Here is a 19,377-nt window from a genome sequence, read left to right as displayed (position 1 = left end):
CTTACTTTTTAGTGGGTATGCTTTTTTAGTTAAACAACTGTCCACTCATTAAGGGTTTTCCCATTAGCATCGATCAGCTCAAGCCAACTATTTGTTCCGCCAAAATATAAAAACAATCCAACTTCATTAACGCTTTTTAAAATAATATCTTCAGTCGTAACGAAGTTTTTCACCTTGTCTTTATGATCTTCTCTGATTCTTTGACCCATTTTAGCTGAAAAGCCCAATGAACCGTCTTTGTTAAGCGGTGGCGTTGCCATCATCGTAGCGCCTGCTTTTAAGAGCATTTCATTTCGCTTATGCCAAAGTGCAGTGGCTTTGCTATCTCTGGTATCAATAAAAAATTCAATTTGACTGACTTCTTTTGTCCATTTATGGCGTGCTTTTGCTGGTTTGGCTTTCTCTTTTTTAGGTTCTTCGTGGCGCTTTAGAGGGTAACCGAATGTTTCAAGAACTAAAAGTACGTCTTCTTTGTAGGTGGTAACCGCTTTTTCATAGTTGGTAGGGATTTTTGTTTCTATTTCAGATAGATTAGTGAGTGTTATACCATTTGCCGTGGCTTCTGTGATGAATTGTTGTTCTAAATAGTCTAATTCGATATCCCATGATGGGTTGACTATAATTATTTTGTTAAAATCTACGTCATTTTGGAAGTTGCCTGCAGCTGATTTTCCAATGGAAATAATCACGTTATCTTTTAACAAAATATAGACAGCAGGTTGGTCTAATGTGATTTCTTTATTGCTATCAATGATGTTGATTTGGCCGTGATTGTTAGGGAAGGTAATTGTTGTTTTTGCTTCTGTAATAAGCACAGATAAATTGATTTCCATGTTAAGCTCCTTTTACCATTTTTGTCGTTTGAGATGTAAGTAAATAGTATCATGAAACGATCAATAAATCCTAAAATGAGTGTTTATCATAAAAAAGGGTGTATTTTAGTAAAGTTTTTTTATGAGAGTGAATTTGTAAAAGCTTACCATTTGCTCATTTTCGATAGAGTAAGTTCATAAGAACTGGTTTCTTTTTGTATTGGCAAGACTGTTTTTCTTTAATTTGAAAACAAGATAAGTAAAAAAGGGAGATCCGTATTTTCTCATTTTCATTTGGTTTGATTGTAAAATTGTAGTTGAAAAAGAAGTGCCTCCTTGTTATTCTGTTCAGTAAATTGATGAAGGAGGTTCCATTGATGGAAAAAATTCGCAGCAATCAATTTGTGACACAAGAAGATTTCCAGAGTGCTCTGGAAAAAATTATCCGCCCTTTGAGAAGGGAAATACTTGAAACAGACACTGCAGGGCTACATTTAGGCAGTAGTGGTGCTGTATACAATCAACAACGAGCTGATATGGAAGCGCTTGTTCGCCCGTTGTGGGGGATTGCGCCTTCTTGGATTTTTCAAAAAGATGATGAATTAAGAGATGCATACCTAGATAAATTGGTTAAAGGAACAGATCCAACAGGACCTTATTATTGGGGGATGATCGACAATTATGATCAATATATTGTCGAAACTGCTGCTTTGTCTGTGACGTTGTTATTACACAAAGAATATTTCTGGGAAAAGTTATCGAAACAGGCGCAACAAAACGTTATCAACTGGTTATCTCAAGCGTTGGACCGAAAAATTCCTAAAAATAATTGGACTTTTTTCAAAGTGTTGATTCGAATTGCCCTATATCATTGTGGCGAGATATTGGATCGTGAGAAGCTATTAGTGGAACTGCAATTAGTGGATTCCATGTATATCGGGGCAGGATGGTATGTGGATGGAAAAGCGGCGCAAAGAGACTACTACATTCCATTTGCTTTTCATTATTATGGGTTGATTTATGCACGATTTATGAGAGAAGAAGATCCTGAATGGTCGCAGCGTTTTATCGAAAGAGCTACGCTGTTTGCTCAAGAGTTTATTTATTACTTTGATAGCGATGGGGAAGCATTGCCATATGGGCGGAGTTTAACCTATCGATTTGCTCAAGGCGCATTTTTTTCAGCGTTGATATTTGCTGATGTTGAAGCGATCCCTTGGGGAGAAATGAAAACAATACTATCTGCACATTTAAAAAGCTGGATGAATCATGATATCTTCACTTTTGATGGGCGACTTTCGATCGGTTACCATTATGAAAATCTCGTGGTGGCTGAAGGATATAATGCGCCAGGTTCCCCTTATTGGGCCTTAAAAACATTTTTATTGCTAGCAGTAGAAGCAGATCATCCTTTTTGGCAGGCAGAATTATTACCCGTTCAGAAAAGCTCAAAAAAACTTGTAGAAAAGGGCAATCTGCTTTTGCTTCAACAAAAATCGGGTCATCATTTATTAGGTTATCCAGCAGGAATGATGGTTGAAGGACAGGCGCATGCGCAAGCGAAATATAGTAAATTTGTTTATTCTACTAAGTTTGGTTTTAGTGTGCCTAAAGCAGGTGTTTGTTACGAGGAAGGAGCTTTTGATAATACATTAGCTGTTTCTTGCGATGGTCGATATTTTAGGACGAAAAGGGAAGTAAGAGACTATCGTTTGACGGAAACATGTGTTTATCAGCGGTGGTCTCCTTTTAAAGAAGTATTGATCGAAACGGAAATTTATCCTTTTGATCAGTGGCATCTGCGTGTGCATACTATCGATACTAAGATGCCGATAGAGATTCGTGAAGGTGGCTTCAGCGTACCACTGTCTGGGCGAAAATCAAAAGGAGCGGTCGGTACTGACTGGGCTTTTGCAACAGAAGGCAGCCTTACGTCTAGAATTATTGGGATTGAAGGGTATGAAGAAGCGTTGCTGGTCACTCCAGAAGCGAATACGTCCTTATTTTTCCCAAGAACAAGTTTACCGTGTTTGAAAAAAGTACTTCCGATTGGTAGGCATCGCTTGATATGTCTCGTTGGTGGAATACTTGAACAAAAAGAAGGAGTGAAAGAGCATGATAAAAATTGAATTGAAAAATCAAACGAATCAGCCGATCATTGGTCGAATCGATCATGAAAAACAGGAGCAAGCTTACGTAGCGCAAGGGGATGACATGGCAGTTCTGGCTATCAAAGAGTATGCTTATGAACAAGGGGATAAAATTGTTGTGACAACAGACGAAGAAGATCAATACTTTGTCGTACAGTTAGATGAAACCTTGGCGTCGTCGGTTATTTATCTGCCTCAAAGAACGTGGGAATATCTAATACCGTTATCAGATGCGGCTAGAAAGGCTTCGGTTGAAACCAGCTTTCATTCTAAACGTCATCACTTAATGGTGCGAAAAGCGCATGATTTTGAAATCAAAAACTATCAGAATCTTTCCTTTAATGCCCATGATCAAAAAGAGTTATCAGGCGCTTATCCACATGCCCATGCCAATGTGGAGACTAGAGATGATGCCGTCTTTTTTGCTAAAAATGCGATTGACGGGAAGTTTGGGAATTTATCTCATGGTTCGTATCCATTTGCATCGTGGGGCATTAATCAACAAAAGGATGCTGCTTTAACGATTGAGTTTGGTCGTAAGGTAGAAATTGATTGGATTAGGTTGTTATTTAGAGCAGACTATCCTCACGATAGTTACTGGACTGAAGTGACATTGGCATTTTCTGACGGCTCACAGAGTATTGTATCAACAACAAATGCTGCAGGATTTCAGGAAGTTCATTTTTCTCCCAAAGAAACAAGTTTTGTTACGTTGAAAAACCTCAAAAAAGCAGTGGAGAAATCTCCATTTCCAGCTCTTACACAAATTGAGGTTTTTGGAAGGAATAAGTAAAGAAATTGACCATGGTTTTTCATAGATAGAGAAATCATGGTTTTTTGCTGGAAAAAATTTCCAAGGAACGTTCGCTTTTTAATTTTTTTTGAGTTATAATGATTTTAGTTAATATGTTAACAAGTTAAGGAGATGTGAATAATGACTCTTCAAGAGAATAAAAATAAGCTAATTCATTTAGGGGAAAAAGTGACGCAACAATGGCTAGATGAGCAAATTCATTGGTGTATCACACAAATCGAGAAAAATATGGCGCGCTTTGGCACGGAATTCCCTTCCGCTTGCGGGACAAATGGAAAATATAGAATCAAAGCCAATGATGATTGGACGAATGGCTTTTGGACAGGGATGCTTTGGTTAGCATATGAATGGACTGGGAAAGCAACGTTTTTGAATCGAGCAATGGAAAATATTAAAAGTTTTCAGCAACGTTTAGATGATCATTTTGTGCTAGATCATCATGATATCGGTTTTCTGTATAGTTTATCAGCAGGTGCAGGTTACAAAATCACAGGTAGCGAGGCTTGCAAAAAAGAACTTTTACAGGCGGCAGACGTATTAGTGGCTCGTTTTCAGACGCAAGGCAATTTTATCCAGGCGTGGGGGAAATATGGTGATCCTAAAGAATACCGTTTGATTATTGATTCTTTGCTCAACTTACCGTTATTATTTAGCGCAACAGAAATTTCTGGCGATCTTCGTTATTCAGCTGTGGCAACTAAGCATTATCGCACCTTGTTGAATACGGTGATCAGAGAGAATGCAACAACATTTCATACTTACTATTTTGATCCTGAGACAGGGAAACCGAGTCATGGTGCAACTCATCAAGGAAATAGTGATGCATCGATTTGGGCAAGAGGGCAAAGTTGGGCAGTGTTAGGGATTCCGTTAAATGAAAGCTATATTCAATCTAAACCATTTCCAGAAAATTATGCAGAAATCGTAGATGTTTTTCTTAAACATTTGCCTGAAGATCTTGTGCCGTACTGGGATTTTGATTTTAACGATCAGTCTCCTTCTGACAAAGATAGTTCAGCTGCTGCAATTGCTGTTTGCGGATTACTGGAAGCTGAACGATTACAGGCTTATCCAGATGCTAAAGCTCTCGCAAAAGGCATGATGTATCAACTAGGAGAACACTATTCAGCTAAAGAAGCGATAGATAATGAAGGTTTGTTGTTACATGGTGTTTATGCTCATAGTGAGGGTAAAGGAATCGATGAGCCAAACTTATGGGGCGATTACTTTTATTTAGAGGCTTTGATCAGATTAGCAAAACCAACATGGCAAAGATACTGGTAAAGGAGAATGACGATGCAAACGTTTGAGATAAAAGAAGATTTTTTATTAGATGGTAAACCGATCAAGCTGATCAGCGGAGCGATTCATTATTTTCGGCTGACACCTAGTCAGTGGGAAGATAGTTTGTATAACTTAAAAGCCTTAGGTGCCAATACGGTCGAAACCTATATTCCTTGGAATATCCATGAACCTGTTGAGGGAACTTATGATTTTGAAGGATTAAAAGATATTGAAGCTTTTGTAAAGCTTGCTCAGAAAATGGGGCTAATGGTGATCTTGCGCCCTTCTGTTTATATCTGTGCTGAATGGGAATTTGGTGGACTTCCAGCTTGGTTACTAAAAGAAAAAGGCGTGCGTCTTCGCTCGACAGATCCGTTTTTTATGGAAAAAGTTCGCCAGTATTTTAGTGTTTTGATACCTAAATTAGTTCCATTGCAGCTGACGTATGGCGGTCCTGTTATTATGATGCAAATCGAAAACGAATATGGCTCTTACGGAATGGAAAAAGAATATCTGCGCCAGACAAAACAGTTGATGGAAGAGTTTGGTATTAATGTCCCGCTGTTTACATCTGATGGTGCGTGGGAAGAAGTGCTAGACGCAGGAACGTTGATTGAAGAGGATGTTTTTGTAACAGGAAATTTTGGCAGTCACTCAAAAGAAAATGCCGTTGTGATGCGTAAATTTATGGAGCGACACGGTAAAAAATGGCCGATCATGTGTATGGAATACTGGGATGGATGGTTTAATCGTTGGCATGAGCCAATCATCAAGCGGGATGGACAGGAATTAGCGGCAGAGGTCAAAGACATGCTGGAAATTGGCTCGTTGAATTTATATATGTTTCATGGTGGCACGAACTTTGGTTTTTATAATGGCTGTTCCGCTCGTGGGACGCTTGATCTGCCTCAAGTGACAAGTTATGATTATGATGCATTATTAAGTGAATCAGGAGAACCAACTGAAAAATACTATCATGTCCAAAGAGCCATCAAAGAAGTTTGTCCCGATGTATGGCAAGCAGAACCTAGAAAAAAAGAGCTTGTAGATCTAGGTTCATATCCTGTAAAAAGGAGTGTTTCCCTTTTTGCAACAAAGGATAAAATGATGCAGGCCAAACAGACAATGTATCCGCTAAGCATGGAAGAAGCAGGTGATGGATATGGCTATATGTTGTATTCAGCAGAGATGAACAATTATTTTCGTGAAAATAAATTGAAGGTCGTAGAAGCTAGCGATCGCCTTCAAGTCTATGTCGATGGGGAACATCAAGCGACGCAATATCAAGAAACGCTAGGGCAAGAATTGACAATAAAGGGTCAAGCGAATCAAGAGTTAATTAGCGTAGACGTTTTAGTAGAAAATCTAGGCCGAGTAAATTATGGCTTTAAACTAAATAGTCCAACGCAATCAAAAGGCATCCGCGGCGGGATCATGCAGGATATCCATTTTCATCAAGGCTATAAACAATACCCGTTGATGTTTTCCACAGAGCAGTTGGAGGCAATCGATTACGCGGCAGGGATGAATCCCTTACAGCCCTCATTTTATCAAGTAGAGTTCGAGTTAGAGAATGTGGGAGATACTTTTATAGATTGTTCCGCTTATGGTAAGGGGATTGTCTTGGTAAACGGAATGAACCTTGGTCGTTACTGGAATGTTGGACCGATTCGTTCACTTTACTGTCCAAAAGAATTCTTGAACAAAGGACATAATGACGTTGTGATTTTTGAAACAGAAGGACAAGAAATTACTGAGCTTACATTTTCAGAAAAAGCAATCGTAGATTAAAAAAATAGAAGTAGAAGCTTATTCGGCTTCTACTTCTATTTTAGTTTTGAAATACTTCCAATGTTTGTAACTAACGATGTATTCAGCCACACTTCGGTCAGGTAAATAAGAATGCTTGATTTGTTTCACTACAGGCTCACGAAAACTTAGTTGCAACAAATTTAACAATTCTGCATCGTCTGGAAAGACGATCTCATTCGTTTCCACTGAAGCTAATGAGAACAGATCAACGTCAAAATCTTTTCGAACGCGCTCGTAAACACTAGAATAAGTGGATAGTTTTTTTGAAATGGGTTCTTTCATTAATTTTTTTGGTAAATGTGTAATGTGAACCAAAAAAGGAACATCACCAAAAGAACGGACACGGATGATTTTATAATAAGAACTATTAGCGGACAACCCTAGCTCTTTTAAGATTTCAGGGTTATTTTCTTCTTCAACAGAAACGACTTGAATCTTTTCTGTGTCTAAAGAATGAAGCTCTATATCAGAAAATTTTACGTTTTGTGAGACTTTTGATTTTGAGACAAATGTTCCTTTTCCTTGTATGCGGTAAAGATATCCAGCACTGGTTAATTCATTTAATGCCTTTACTGCAGTAATGGAACTGACGGAGTATCTTCGTTTGATGTCCGCCTCTGAATAGAATTTATCACCAGGGATAAAGGTGTGATTTTTTATTTCACTTAAGAGATCCTGTTTGATCTGCTCATATTTAGGGATCACGATGGATTACCTCCGTTCTCATAGAATAGTCAATTAAGCATAACATGTTAATTTAACTTTAGCAATTGCATTATAGCCTATTCTGTTAATAAATACACACAATAAGTAAGGCTAAAATAAAAAACTCAACATATTAAGATGTTAGGTTTACGAATAACTTATCATGTGTTATAGTATATTCGTAAGGGGCATAACATGTTAAGTAGGGCGACCTGCACTTTAGGAGGGAATTGAGTGGAAAATATTGTATTAATAAGCCACGGCGGGATGGCGGAAGGTGTCAAAGTGAGTCTCGAGATGATTGTTGGACAACAAGAGCATATTCATACTGTTTCTTTACGGCCAGATGGAGACAACATCCAGTTTGAAAATGAGTTGAATGAAAAAATGAAAGCCCTTAACGGATCAACGCTGATCATCGCAGACTTACTAGGAGGAACGCCTTGTAATGTAGCTGTGAAGAATTATTTAAATGTGGAGGATGTTGAAATCATTGCTGGAATGACTCTTTCAATCGTGATCGAAGCGGTTGTAAATCAACAAGTATCTATAAAAGAACTGATTGGTTTAGCAAAAGAAAATATTGTTGATGTCAAGGCTGGTATGAATAAGGCGGAGAAAGATATCTCAGAGGCTAACTTGGAAGCAGAATTAAGTAATTTTAGTGAGTATGCTGGTAAAGCGAATATCGTTAATACGCGAATCGATGAGCGTTTAATCCATGGTCAGGTTGCAGGGATATGGTCAACAAGTTTAGATACACAGCGAATTATTGTAGCAAATGATGAAGCCGCCGCCGATCCATTACAAAAATCCTCTCTCAGAATGGCTGCACCTACTTCTATGCGATTATCTGTTTTACCTGTCACTGAAGCGGCTGAAAATATTCTTTCTGGTAAGTATGGGAAACAGAGACTGTTTTTATTATTCAAGAACCCGACGGATGTCTTAAAGTTTATTGAAGCGGGCGGACCGATCCAAGCAGTTAATGTTGGGAATATGAGTTATAAAGAGGGCGCTCGTGAAGTGACGAAAAGTATTCAGGTTTTAGAAACAGAAGAAACGGTTTTTGAGACGATTGCTTCAAAAGGAGTAAATGTAACCGCTCAATTGGTACCAAATGATCCAGTGATCGATTTCATGAAAAAATTAAGAAGTTAAAATTTTGTATATTATGAGCTGATTTTTTTGGGGGAAATATAAAATCTGATTGTGGCGAAGAGCGCCATCCTCTGATTTTCCTATTTTCCAGTCGAGTCTGAACGAGCTCTTTCAGCTTTTAAATTGTCTAGCTTCACGGGCTAGTTCTTCGGAAAAAAGATAAAATATGCCTGTGACAAAAAGCGTCACAAACCTATTTTCCTATTTTTCAGTCAGAACTGAACGAGCCCGCTACGCTTTTAAAATTAGGAGGGAAATTTATGCATTTAGCGACGTATCAAATTATTCTTATCACGGTTTATGCTTTTATTGCGATTAATGATTCACTTATTTCAAATACGTTGACACAGCCAGCGATTGCCGGAATGATTTCTGGGATGATCATGGGTGATTTGAAAACGGGATTGATGGTTGGAGGAACGTTACAGCTTATGCGTCTTGGTATTGCGGCTTTTGGTGGAGCTTCTGTTCCAGATTATTTTACGGGAGCAGTATTGGGAACAGCCTTTGCAGTGATTTCTGGAAAAGGTGCTGAGTATGGTATCGGTTTAGCGGTTCCAGTGTCGTTGCTTATGTTGCAATTAGATGTTGTTGCACGATTCTGTAATGTGTTTTTATTACATCGTGTTGATAAAGCCATCGACAATATGCAAATCAAACGAATTCCTAAATTAGTTCTTTCTGGTTCATTTTTATGGGGATTATCTCGTGCGATACCAATTCTTTTAATGTTATTAGTCGGCGATGCAGCTGTTACAACGATTACTGAAAATACGCCGGAATGGTTAATGACAGGGTTAAAAACAGCGGGTGGTGTCTTGCCAGTTGTGGGTGTGGGGATTTTATTACGTTACTTGCCAACCAAACAATATATTCCATATCTGCTTTTAGGTTTCTTCTTAGCAGCGTATTTACAAGTGCCGATGTTAGGTGTTTCGATCATCGGAATGGTTGCGGCAATGCTTGTATTTAAACGTGACAGTGACAAAGCAGTAACTCAAACGGCTTCTAGCACAAGCAACTTTGAAGGAGGATTTGATGGCGATGAGTAATCAAAAACTAACAAAACAAGAACTGAATGCAATCAGTTGGCGCTATATCTTAGGAAGCCAATTAAACTGGAACTATGAGCGAATGATGAGTTCAGGGTATCTATATGGAATCTTACCAGTATTAAAAAAATTCTACGGACATGATGATAAACAGTTTCAAGATATGTTGCGTACCCACAATCAATTCTTTAATACGAATGCTATTTTTGGCAATCTGATTATGGGGATCGATGTGGCGATCGAAGAACAAGATGGGTATAAAGCTAAAGATACGATCGTTGCGTTGAAAACAGCTTTGATGGGTTCACTTGCAGGTGTGGGTGATTCGCTGTTCCATGTCATCTGGGGGACAATTTTTGGTTCAGTTGCTGGAACTCTTGCACAAAATGGTTCTGTTGTTGGCTGTGTGATCTGGATCATTGCCAACATTGCATTATTATTTGGCCGAGCAGCTTTATTGCCGTTAGGGTATAAGCAAGGCGTTAAGTTAGTTACCACATTGAAAGATAAATTATCAGCATTTACAAATGCAGCAACAGTTTTAGGAATTACCGTGATTGGTGCGCTGATTCCTTCGGTGATCAAAGCCACAGTTCCATTTGTTTATAAAAAAGATGGCGTTGAGTTAGTTATCCAAGATACATTAGATGCAATTTTACCATCATTAGTGCCGATTCTCTTGGTTCTTTTGACTTACTGGATGTTAGGACAAAAGAAATTAAACTCAACTCGAGTGATTTGGATTATTTTGATCCTTTCAATTGCATTAAGTGCTTTTGGTATTTTAGGTTAATAAAACGATGAAATAGGTGATTAGATGAAACGAGTCGATATTTTATCTCGTTTGGAGAAAACAGGTGTGGTTGCTGTTGTGCGGGGTGAAACGAAAGAAGGAGCCTTAAAAGCAAGTCACGCGATCATAGAAGGCGGAATGACAGGAATCGAGTTGACTTTTACAGTGCCGCAAGCAGCTGAAGTTATTAAAGAATTAGTCGCCGAGTATAAAAAACGTTCGGACATTGTGATTGGTGCGGGAACAGTTTTAGATGCTGTGACGGCGCGATTGGCAATAATGGCAGGGGCTGAATACATTGTCAGCCCAAGTTTTGATGCCAAAACGGCTGAGTTATGCAATCTGTATCAAGTTCCCTATTTACCAGGTTGTATGACAATTACAGAAGTGCAAGAAGCGTTGAAAAGTGGTGCGGATATCGTGAAATTGTTCCCTGGCAGTGCTTATGGGCCAAGTATCATTTCAGCTTTTTCAGCACCGATGCCACAAGTTAGTTTGATGCCGACTGGCGGAGTTAATTTAGAGAATATGGCTGATTGGTTTAAGGCAGGTGCGGTGACTGTGGGTGTTGGTGGTGATTTACTAGCGCCAGCTGCAGTTGGTGATTTTCAAAAAGTGACAGAAATAGCTCGCCGATATGTAGCGAAACTAAAAGAAATTAAGGGATGAGTAGATGGGAAAAGTCGTTACTTTAGGAGAAATCATGCTGCGTTTATCTACTCAGACTGGCAATCGCTTAGTTCAAAGTCAATCTCTGCAGGCCCATTACGGGGGCGGAGAAGCTAATGTAGGGATTTCTTTAGCGAATTATGGACATGATGTCTTGTTTGCCAGTAAAGTGCCAGACACGGCTTTAGGTGATGCGGTTTTCAAACATTTGCAGCGCTATCAGGTAGATACTCGCTTTTTATTGACGGGTGGCCCTCGTTTGGGAACATATTATCTCGAAGCAGGTGTAGGTGAACGAGCGGCTTCAGTCATTTATGATCGGGCAGGATCAAGTTTTGCGGAGATGGTAATGCTTGAGTGGGATTTAGCAGATTTGTTTCAAGATGTAACTATTTTTCATATATCAGGTATTACCCCTGCTTTATCTGAAAACTGGCGAATGATGACGTTAGAATTGATGAAACAGGCAAAAAAAGCTGGTTGTAAAATTAGTTTTGATATCAATTATCGTGGGAAATTATGGACTCAAAAAGAAGCTGGGGAAACCTTAAAACAACTCTTGCCATATGTAGATTATTGTTCGGCTGGAAAGCTGGATGCTATTTACTTGCTGGGAATAGCTGAAATGCAAGGGAATGAACAAGAGGAACTAAGTTTTTATTATAAACAAATGCAACAGATGTTTCCGAATATTCAGGTGTTTTATTCGACTAAAAGAAACGTACAATCGGCGAGTGCCAATCAGTTGATTGGTACGTTATGGCAGGAAAATCAGTTTTATCAATCGCAAATCCATGAGATTACTCCGATCGTAGATCGTGTGGGGGCAGGAGATGCTTTTGCTGCGGGGATTTTACATGGCTTGTTAGTAGAAATGCCCTCTCAAGGTACCGTCGATTTTGCTACTGCTGCATCGGCTTTAAAGCATACGATCCATGGCGATTGCAATCAGTTTAGCAAAGAAGAAGTCATGAACTTCTTAGCAGTAGGTTCAGGAAAAATAATTCGTTAAAGGAGCATGAATCATGCAAAATATGGAAAATAGATATACGCATAGTCCAGAAGATATCCGTCACTATTCGACGGAAGAATTACGTAGAGAATTTTTAGTAGAAAAGGTATTTGCGCCAGGTGAAATCAGTTTGACGTATACACATAATGATCGCATGATTTTTGGTGGAGTGACCCCTACAACAGAGCCATTAGAGATCGTTTTAACCAAAGAACTAGGGGTTGATTATTTCTTAGAACGTAGAGAGTTAGGCGTTATTAATATCGGAGGGGCAGGCTCGATCATTATCGATGGAAAAACGGAACCGATGAAAAAACAAGATGGGTACTATATTGGAAAAGAAACCAAACAAGTGATTTTTCAATCAGACGATCCGACCGATCCAGCGAAGTTTTATGTGAATAGTGTTCCAGCTCATCATAAATACCCTAATGTAAAAATCAGTATCGATCAAATCAAACCGATGGAAACAGGCGAAGCGTTAACGTTAAATAAACGCAGAATCTATCAATATATTCATCCAAACGTATGTGAAAGCTGCCAATTACAAATGGGTTATACCGTATTGGAACCAGGCAGTTCATGGAATACAATGCCTTGTCATACCCATGAGCGTCGGATGGAAGCCTATCTTTATTTTGATTATGCAAGTGAAGATACTCGTGTTTTCCATATGATGGGTAAACCAGATGAAACGAAACATTTAGTTGTTGCCAATGAACAAGCGATTATTTCGCCAAGTTGGTCGATTCATTCAGGAGTAGGGACGGGCGATTACACATTTATCTGGTCAATGTGTGGAGAAAATATCACGTATACCGATATGGATATGGTTCCAATGGACCAACTAAAATAGAAAAGAGGCAAGACAATGGATTTCAATATGGATATGTTTCGTTTAGATGGAAAAGTAGCCTTAGTGACAGGTGCTGTCCACGGGATTGGCTTGGAAATTGCTAAATCTCTAGCAGCGGCTGGAGCAACGATCGTTTTTAATAATTTATCTCAAGAATCAGTGGATAAAGGACTTGCTCTTTATCAAGAGGCAGGAATCAAAGCAGTTGGTTATGCTTGTGATGTGACGGATGAAGCAGCGGTTCAAGCGACCATTGAGCGAATCAAAGCAGATGTAGGGTCAATCGATATTTTAGTGAATAATGCAGGAATCATCAAACGTATCCCGATGATCGAGATGTCTGCAGCGGAGTTTAGACAAGTAGTAGATGTCGATTTGAATGCGCCATTTATTATGGCCAAAGCCGTTATTCCAGATATGATCGAAAAAGGCGGCGGTAAAATTATCAACATCTGTTCTATGATGAGTGAGCTAGGTCGGGAAACAGTGAGTGCCTATGCTGCTGCTAAAGGTGGATTAAAAATGTTGACGAAAAATATTGCTTCAGAGTATGGACAATACAATATTCAATGTAATGGTATCGGACCAGGGTATATTGCTACTCCGCAAACAGCACCACTGAGAGAAGTGCAAGCAGATGGAGAGCGTCATCCTTTTGACCAGTTTATCGTGGGGCGTACGCCAGCTGCTCGTTGGGGGAATCCTGTTGATTTGGCTGGTCCAGCAGTTTTCTTAGCTTCAAGCGCCTCAGATTTTGTGAATGGACATATTTTATATGTGGACGGCGGTATTTTAGCCTATATTGGAAAACAACCTTAAGTAAATCATTTTTTAAAACCCATAATTGCTAAAAATGGCTTATGGGTTTTAAGTGATTAATTTTATGAAAACGCTTGCTTTTGAGTGGTGAATATTCTATTGTGAACTAAATAGTTGTTGAATCAAAGAAGGAGGGTAACAATGATAAATTTACGTAAAAAAATAATGTTTATGCTTGGATGTTCTGTTTTAATTGGTAGTTTTTCTTATGGGAGGAGTGATGAGGGTTTCGCTGTGGGCGCAACCGAAGTAACCTCAACGACTGCTAGTATTTACGAATCAGACTTTACTAAACAACTAGGGGAGTGGCAGGACATTGTCGGGAAATCAGATAAAACGACTGGCGATAACGGGCTGACGATCGCGAATACAAAGCAAGGGACAAACTTAGAAGCTGTTTCACTGAACAAAAGTGCTGGTGTAAAAAGCTCGGGAGATCTTGAATATACTTTTTTATATGAAGGGCAAACTAATTTTGGCGTAGTGTTTCGTGGAGATTTAAATGACTCAAAAAAATGGCAATCGTTCGCTTATACTCGTGATGGTCAATGGCAATTGGGTCAGCCAGGAGGAAAATGGATCACAACGATTACTGGTGCAAAACTCATCTCCGGACAGCAGTATAAACTCATGATTCGCTATGAAGGAAAAAGCATCAAAGCATTTTTAAACGATCAATTACTTTATGAAAATAACGAAGTCATTTACCCAAATACTTCCGCTTCTATTGATGGTGATTGGGAAGGATATGTAGGGATTCGTCTTTTTGGCAATCTGTCAAAACTAAATGTTCTTTCGATGCGTAGTGGGGCAGTGGGGAGTATTCCTGTAGAAAATGCTGCGAGCGATTATGCAAAATTAAAGGAAAAATGGAAAAATCAACTAGTGTCTGAGCAATATGATGAAACGAATACAACGGTTGTTAATTATGTTCAAAAACTTTCAGACGAAGCAAACGAACTATATCAAACATTGAATAAAGAACCGAATCGAACGTATTTATGGCCAGTTGAACAAGGCAATACGGCATCGGCAGATTTAACGACACAATTTACAAAATTGCAGAAATTAGCATTAGCGTATGGAACGAACGGTAGTAAGTTTTATCATGATCCGCAAATTGCGACTGAAATCGAAGCGGGACTTGATTTTATGGTCACGAAAAAAGGATATGATGGAAAAAAATATCATGGCAATTGGTGGGATTGGCAGATTGGTGTACCGCAAAAATTTGTAGGAATTCTAATGATTCTAGGAGATGAAATTCCACAAGCGAAACAGCAACAATATACTGCTGCGATGAGTGGATATGTGCCAGATCCATTCAAACAATTGTACACTAAAGCGCAAGGAACCTTTGTTGATTTAGCGTTTATTCCAAATTTTGTGACATCAGGAGCGAATCGGACTGATCTTGCTCAAACGGTGTTGGCATTAGGTATTTTACAAGAAAATGAAGGGAAAATAAGCCAAGCTTCTAGTAGCATCGTGGATGTATTTAAACTCGTTACAAAAGGTGATGGATTTTATCAAGACGGTTCATTTATTCAGCATAACAATATTCCGTACACAGGTTCATATGGTAATGTCCTAATGAAAGGAGTCGGTCAAATTTTAGCGATCACGAAAGATTCTAAGTTTGAAATGGCACCAGATATTGTGCAATCTTTTGTAGAAAATGTTGATCGGGCGTTTATTCCATTGATTTACCAAGGTGAAATGCTGCCTCTAGTCAATGGCCGCTCAATCTCTAGAGCCCCTGCTAAAACCAAAGTGGGCTATGGGTCTACTACACTTTATAATTTACTGATTGTTTCTAAATTTGCCCCAGAGGAGTATCAAGTGAAGTTTAAAGAAGCAGTCAAACATTGGATGAAAGCAAATCCAACGTACTATTTGACCAATGCAAGAGATTACAACGATTTACAAATGACGATGTCGTTATTAAACGATTCTTCGATCATCGGTGACGCACTGCCATTTATCGGGACTAAAATGTACGCATCAATGGATCGTTTTGTCCAAAGAACACCGAATTACATGTTAGGATTAAGCATGTATTCAAGTCGCACCTCTTCATTTGAAGCGGGAAATAAGGAAAACAAACGAGGTTGGCATACTGCTGATGGCATGATGTATTTATATAATGACGATGAAGTTCAATTTAATTCGGCGTATTGGCCAACGATCGATCCATACAGATTGCCAGGGACAACGGTAGATACAGTCCCTCTAAAAGATGAAGTATCAGCCTTTACAACGGTGACATCAAAAGAAAAATGGGTCGGCGGTGTTCAGTTAGAAGATCAAGCAGTTGTAGGAATGGCGCTAAATAAAACAGGTACGAAAAATAATGGCACAGTGCTTCCAATGGATCTTCAAGGGAAGAAATCATGGTTTATGGTAGATGGACAAATCGTTGCACTAGGAGCAGGCATTAAAGGAAATACTACCGCGTCGATTGAAACAATCATAGACAACCGTTTATTAAATGAGAATTATATGTATCAAGTATTATCAAATAATGGTGTGATTCAACAAGAGAATGAACGCAGTAGTAAAGAGTGGCTGCTTTTACAATCAGATCATCAAAACGCAAACATTGGGTATTATTTCCCGGAAAAAGCGACGGTCGATGTCATCAGTGAAGTCCGTACAGGCTCGTACGCGCAAATCAATGAGGCTTTCCCTAGTAACGATGTTTATACAGGGAATTATCGGAAATTTGTGATCGATCACGGGAAAAATCCAGCAAATGAGCAGTATGCGTATGTGACCTTGCCAGGTATCGATGAAGCAGATTTAAAAGCATATGCGGCGGAAAAACCAGTAACGATTTTAGCAAATACGGCAGATATCCAAGCGGTCGAATTAAAAAAAGAGAATTTTCTTGGGGTAAACATCTGGAAAGAAACTGGTGGCAGTATTGCTGGGATAACATCGAATAAAGCTGTGTCTTTATTGCGAACAAATAATGAAGGCAAGAAAACGTATGTAGTATCAGATCCAACACAGTCAAATGCGGTTATGACAATCAAATTGCCAAAAGATTTTACTAAGGTCTTAACATTGAGTGAAGGCATTACGTATGATGAAGCGACGGGTACATTTACACTCCGTTTTGAAGGAGCTGGCGGAAGTAGTAAACAAATCGTTGTAGAATAAAAAAATTTCAGAACCGATATTCAGTTTAGGACACTCTATTTGAGAGAGAAAACTGAATATCGGTTATTTGCAAAAGAAAATATACTTTATTAAAATAAGCGAAGTTTATCTATTGACATTTCCAATGAATCGCAGTATGATTCAAATGTAACTTAGAATGTTACTAAGAGTTGGAGTGATAGACATGGCCATGTCGACGAAATTAAGCGTGGCGATCCATATTCTCAGTTTGATCGAAATCGGTCCGCCCGATCGCGTTAATTCTGAATTGATCGCATCAAGTGTAAATACGAATCCAGTCGTTGTCAGACGATTGATGAGCAAGCTAAAAAAAGCTGGACTCATTCATACAAGCAGAGGGGCAACCCAAACATACTTGTTGAAAAAGCCAGAAGATATCTCCCTCTATGATATTTATGAAGCAGTTGAATTAGATCATGAAGTATTCAATATTCACCAAAATCCTAATCCAAACTGTTTAGTAGGAGCAAATATCCAAACGGCTTTAGAAGAACAATATACAAAAGTACAACATAGTATGGAATCAGAATTAAAAGAGATTGCTTTGGCTGATGTAATCCATCAAATCAAGCAACAAGAGACCTAGACGTGTCTCTTCTCTTTTTAGATTTAAATGTAACAAAAAAAGTTTCATTAATAGAAAGGAAGAATAAAACATGAAAGTAGCAATTTTAGGAGCAAACGGTAAAGCAGGTTCAGCAATTTTGAAAGAAGCTAAAAAAAGAGGTTTAGAGGTTACAGCGATCGTTCGTGATGCAGCGAAAATCACCGATGGTACCCCAGTCATTGAAAAAGATGTTTATGGTTTGACTACAGATGATGTAAAAGGGTTCGATGTTTTGGTCAGTGCGTTAGGTTTTTGGGGCGATGTTAGTGAGTTTACTGGATCGACTCAACATTTGATCGACATTTTAACAGGTCAAAAAACTCGTTTGTTAGTTGTTGGAGGGGCAGGAAGCTTATTTGTAAACCCTGAACATACTGTTCGTTTGAGTGAAACACCTGATTTTCCAGAAGCATTTAAGCCACTCGCTACAGCAATGGGCAAAGGGTTAGACTTATTAGAAGGTTCTAAAGATGTTAACTGGACATATATCAGCCCAGCGGCAGAGTTTGATGCTGAAGGTGCAGCGACAGGTAAATATGTTGCTGCTGGAGAAGAGTTAGAAACAGATAAAGAAGGCAAAAGCTATATTTCGTATGCAGATTACGCAGTTGCAATGGTGGATGAAATTGAAAAAAATGTACATCCTAACCAACGCTTCAGTGTTCATCAATAAATAGAAATAAATGGATGAGTTAAAGCAAGACCTTGAAAGGTTTTGTTTTAGCTCATTTTTTATTTGGCTTAACGATTGAACATGACAAAATTGATAGATTCTTGAAAGATGATTCTAAGGTAAAAAAGGACCTTTTATTTTATAATACGTTAGGTTAGTAAGGAGTGTATTATAATGGATAATGTAACAATAGGTAAGTTTAAAGGGTTTACGACATTCGACTTAAAAATAATCGGGATCGTTTTGATGTTCATCGATCATATTCATCAAATGTTTGTTCCAATGGGAGCACCTAGTTGGTTGGATTGGTTCGGTAGACCCGTTGCAACGCTGTTCTTTTTTGTCAGTGTGATTGGTTTTAGTCATACGAGAAGCAAAGAAAAATATATGTTGCGTTTGTACCTAGGGATGGTACTAATGACTCTGGGTAGTTTCTTTTTACAAAAAATTGTAGGTTATGAAGAAGTTCAGTTGATGAACAATATTTTTCGTGATCTTTTAGTGGGAACATTGATGATGTATGGTATCGATAAACTTTCAGAAGGGTTCGCAAATAAAAAATTTGGAAAGATACTATTTGGGATCGTCATGATAGTATTTCCAATCATTTCGTCAGGCATTTTACTTTCACTTATGTCAAATCCAAGTACGATCATGGCGGCAGTTTGGGGAGCGAATTTTATTCCAGCATTATTGTTCGCTGAAAATAGTGTAATGGTCTTGTTGATTCCATTGATGTATCTAGCTAAAAACCAACGTTGGCTGCAATGTGTGCTGATTGCCTTGGTTGCGGTGCTGTTCTTTTTTCAAGGTTCAACACAATGGATGATGATTTTTGCTGTGATTCCGATTATGTTGTTCAATGGAGAAAAAGGACGAGGAATGAAAAATTTCTTTTATGTCTTTTATCCACTGCATATTTGGATTTTGTATTTAATTTCTGCTTATGTGTATACGCATTGATTTATTGGT

At 38.6% G+C, this 19,377-nt stretch carries 17 protein-coding genes; 15 read left to right on the top strand and 2 right to left on the bottom strand.

From position 1 onward, the window contains the following. Window positions 1-29: 29 nt before the first annotated feature. Window positions 30-833, bottom strand: a complete 804-nt coding sequence (locus AC4BB7_RS17130) for a hypothetical protein (RefSeq protein ID WP_490483872.1) — start codon at window positions 831-833, stop codon at window positions 30-32. A gap of 356 nt (window positions 834-1,189) precedes the next feature. Between AC4BB7_RS17130 and AC4BB7_RS17125 the strand changes: the two genes are divergently transcribed. From AC4BB7_RS17125 to AC4BB7_RS17110, 4 genes are all read left to right on the top strand, one after another. Next, a complete protein-coding gene (locus AC4BB7_RS17125; protein WP_490483871.1) occupies window positions 1,190-2,941 on the top strand; it encodes a DUF2264 domain-containing protein in 1,752 nt (583 codons plus the stop codon). Beyond that, window positions 2,928-3,755, top strand: coding sequence for a hypothetical protein (locus AC4BB7_RS17120; protein WP_086314649.1), 828 nt, complete (start codon window positions 2,928-2,930; stop codon window positions 3,753-3,755). Before AC4BB7_RS17125 ends, AC4BB7_RS17120 begins: the two co-directional genes overlap by 14 nt. 141 nt (window positions 3,756-3,896) lie before the next feature. Continuing rightward, window positions 3,897-5,060: a glycoside hydrolase family 88 protein gene (locus AC4BB7_RS17115; RefSeq protein ID WP_490483870.1), complete on the top strand. Its 1,164-nt coding sequence runs from the start codon at window positions 3,897-3,899 to the stop codon at window positions 5,058-5,060. 12 nt (window positions 5,061-5,072) lie between these two features. Further along, a complete protein-coding gene (locus tag AC4BB7_RS17110; RefSeq protein WP_490483869.1) occupies window positions 5,073-6,851 on the top strand; it encodes a glycoside hydrolase family 35 protein in 1,779 nt (592 codons plus the stop codon). A gap of 18 nt (window positions 6,852-6,869) precedes the next feature. Here AC4BB7_RS17110 and AC4BB7_RS17105 read toward each other — a convergent pair whose 3' ends face one another. Beyond that, on the bottom strand, window positions 6,870-7,577 hold the full coding sequence (locus AC4BB7_RS17105; protein WP_086314646.1) for a GntR family transcriptional regulator: 708 nt from the start codon (window positions 7,575-7,577) through the stop codon (window positions 6,870-6,872). 234 nt (window positions 7,578-7,811) lie between these two features. On the opposite strand from AC4BB7_RS17105, the gene AC4BB7_RS17100 reads away from it, so the two are divergent. The 11 genes from AC4BB7_RS17100 to AC4BB7_RS17050 all read left to right on the top strand — a co-directional run bounded on the left by AC4BB7_RS17100 (window position 7,812) and on the right by AC4BB7_RS17050 (window position 19,368). Then, window positions 7,812-8,738, top strand: a complete 927-nt coding sequence (locus tag AC4BB7_RS17100; RefSeq protein ID WP_086314645.1) for a PTS sugar transporter subunit IIAB — start codon at window positions 7,812-7,814, stop codon at window positions 8,736-8,738. Window positions 8,739-8,998: 260 nt separating this feature from the next. Next, the gene (locus tag AC4BB7_RS17095) at window positions 8,999-9,790 is read left to right on the top strand and encodes a PTS mannose/fructose/sorbose/N-acetylgalactosamine transporter subunit IIC (RefSeq protein ID WP_086314644.1); all 792 of its coding nucleotides are present in this window, start codon (window positions 8,999-9,001) and stop codon (window positions 9,788-9,790) included. After that, on the top strand, window positions 9,783-10,583 hold the full coding sequence (locus tag AC4BB7_RS17090) for a PTS system mannose/fructose/sorbose family transporter subunit IID (protein WP_170923023.1): 801 nt from the start codon (window positions 9,783-9,785) through the stop codon (window positions 10,581-10,583). Before AC4BB7_RS17095 ends, AC4BB7_RS17090 begins: the two co-directional genes overlap by 8 nt. Before the next feature lie 24 nt (window positions 10,584-10,607). Then, entirely contained in the window at window positions 10,608-11,252 is a 645-nt protein-coding gene (locus AC4BB7_RS17085) for a bifunctional 4-hydroxy-2-oxoglutarate aldolase/2-dehydro-3-deoxy-phosphogluconate aldolase (protein WP_490483868.1), read from the top strand. A gap of 4 nt (window positions 11,253-11,256) precedes the next feature. Next, window positions 11,257-12,264 carry a PfkB family carbohydrate kinase gene (locus AC4BB7_RS17080; protein ID WP_490483867.1) on the top strand — a complete coding sequence of 336 codons (1,008 nt, stop codon included), beginning with the start codon at window positions 11,257-11,259 and terminating at the stop codon, window positions 12,262-12,264. 13 nt (window positions 12,265-12,277) lie between these two features. Further along, window positions 12,278-13,120 carry a 5-dehydro-4-deoxy-D-glucuronate isomerase gene (kduI, locus tag AC4BB7_RS17075; RefSeq protein WP_490483866.1) on the top strand — a complete coding sequence of 281 codons (843 nt, stop codon included), beginning with the start codon at window positions 12,278-12,280 and terminating at the stop codon, window positions 13,118-13,120. A 15-nt stretch (window positions 13,121-13,135) separates the two neighbouring features. Further along, entirely contained in the window at window positions 13,136-13,939 is an 804-nt protein-coding gene (locus AC4BB7_RS17070) for a gluconate 5-dehydrogenase (RefSeq protein WP_490483865.1), read from the top strand. Between the two features lie 144 nt (window positions 13,940-14,083). Continuing rightward, window positions 14,084-17,104, top strand: a complete 3,021-nt coding sequence (gene hylB / locus AC4BB7_RS17065) for a hyaluronate lyase HylB (RefSeq protein WP_490485165.1) — start codon at window positions 14,084-14,086, stop codon at window positions 17,102-17,104. Window positions 17,105-17,288: 184 nt separating this feature from the next. Further along, window positions 17,289-17,711, top strand: a complete 423-nt coding sequence (locus tag AC4BB7_RS17060) for an Rrf2 family transcriptional regulator (RefSeq protein WP_490483864.1) — start codon at window positions 17,289-17,291, stop codon at window positions 17,709-17,711. A 70-nt stretch (window positions 17,712-17,781) separates the two neighbouring features. Further along, complete coding sequence (locus AC4BB7_RS17055) at window positions 17,782-18,405, top strand: NAD(P)-dependent oxidoreductase (RefSeq protein ID WP_490483863.1); 624 nt, start codon at window positions 17,782-17,784, stop codon at window positions 18,403-18,405. A gap of 174 nt (window positions 18,406-18,579) precedes the next feature. Further along, window positions 18,580-19,368 (top strand): TraX family protein, encoded by a 789-nt coding sequence (locus AC4BB7_RS17050; protein WP_490483862.1) that lies wholly within the window; start codon window positions 18,580-18,582, stop codon window positions 19,366-19,368. Window positions 19,369-19,377: the final 9 nt, after the last annotated feature.

The sequence above is a fragment of the Enterococcus sp. AAFC-DPL-5182 genome (genome assembly GCF_058216605.1).
The sequence above is the reverse complement of the archived record's forward strand: the minus strand, read 5'-3'. Positions and strand labels throughout refer to the sequence as shown.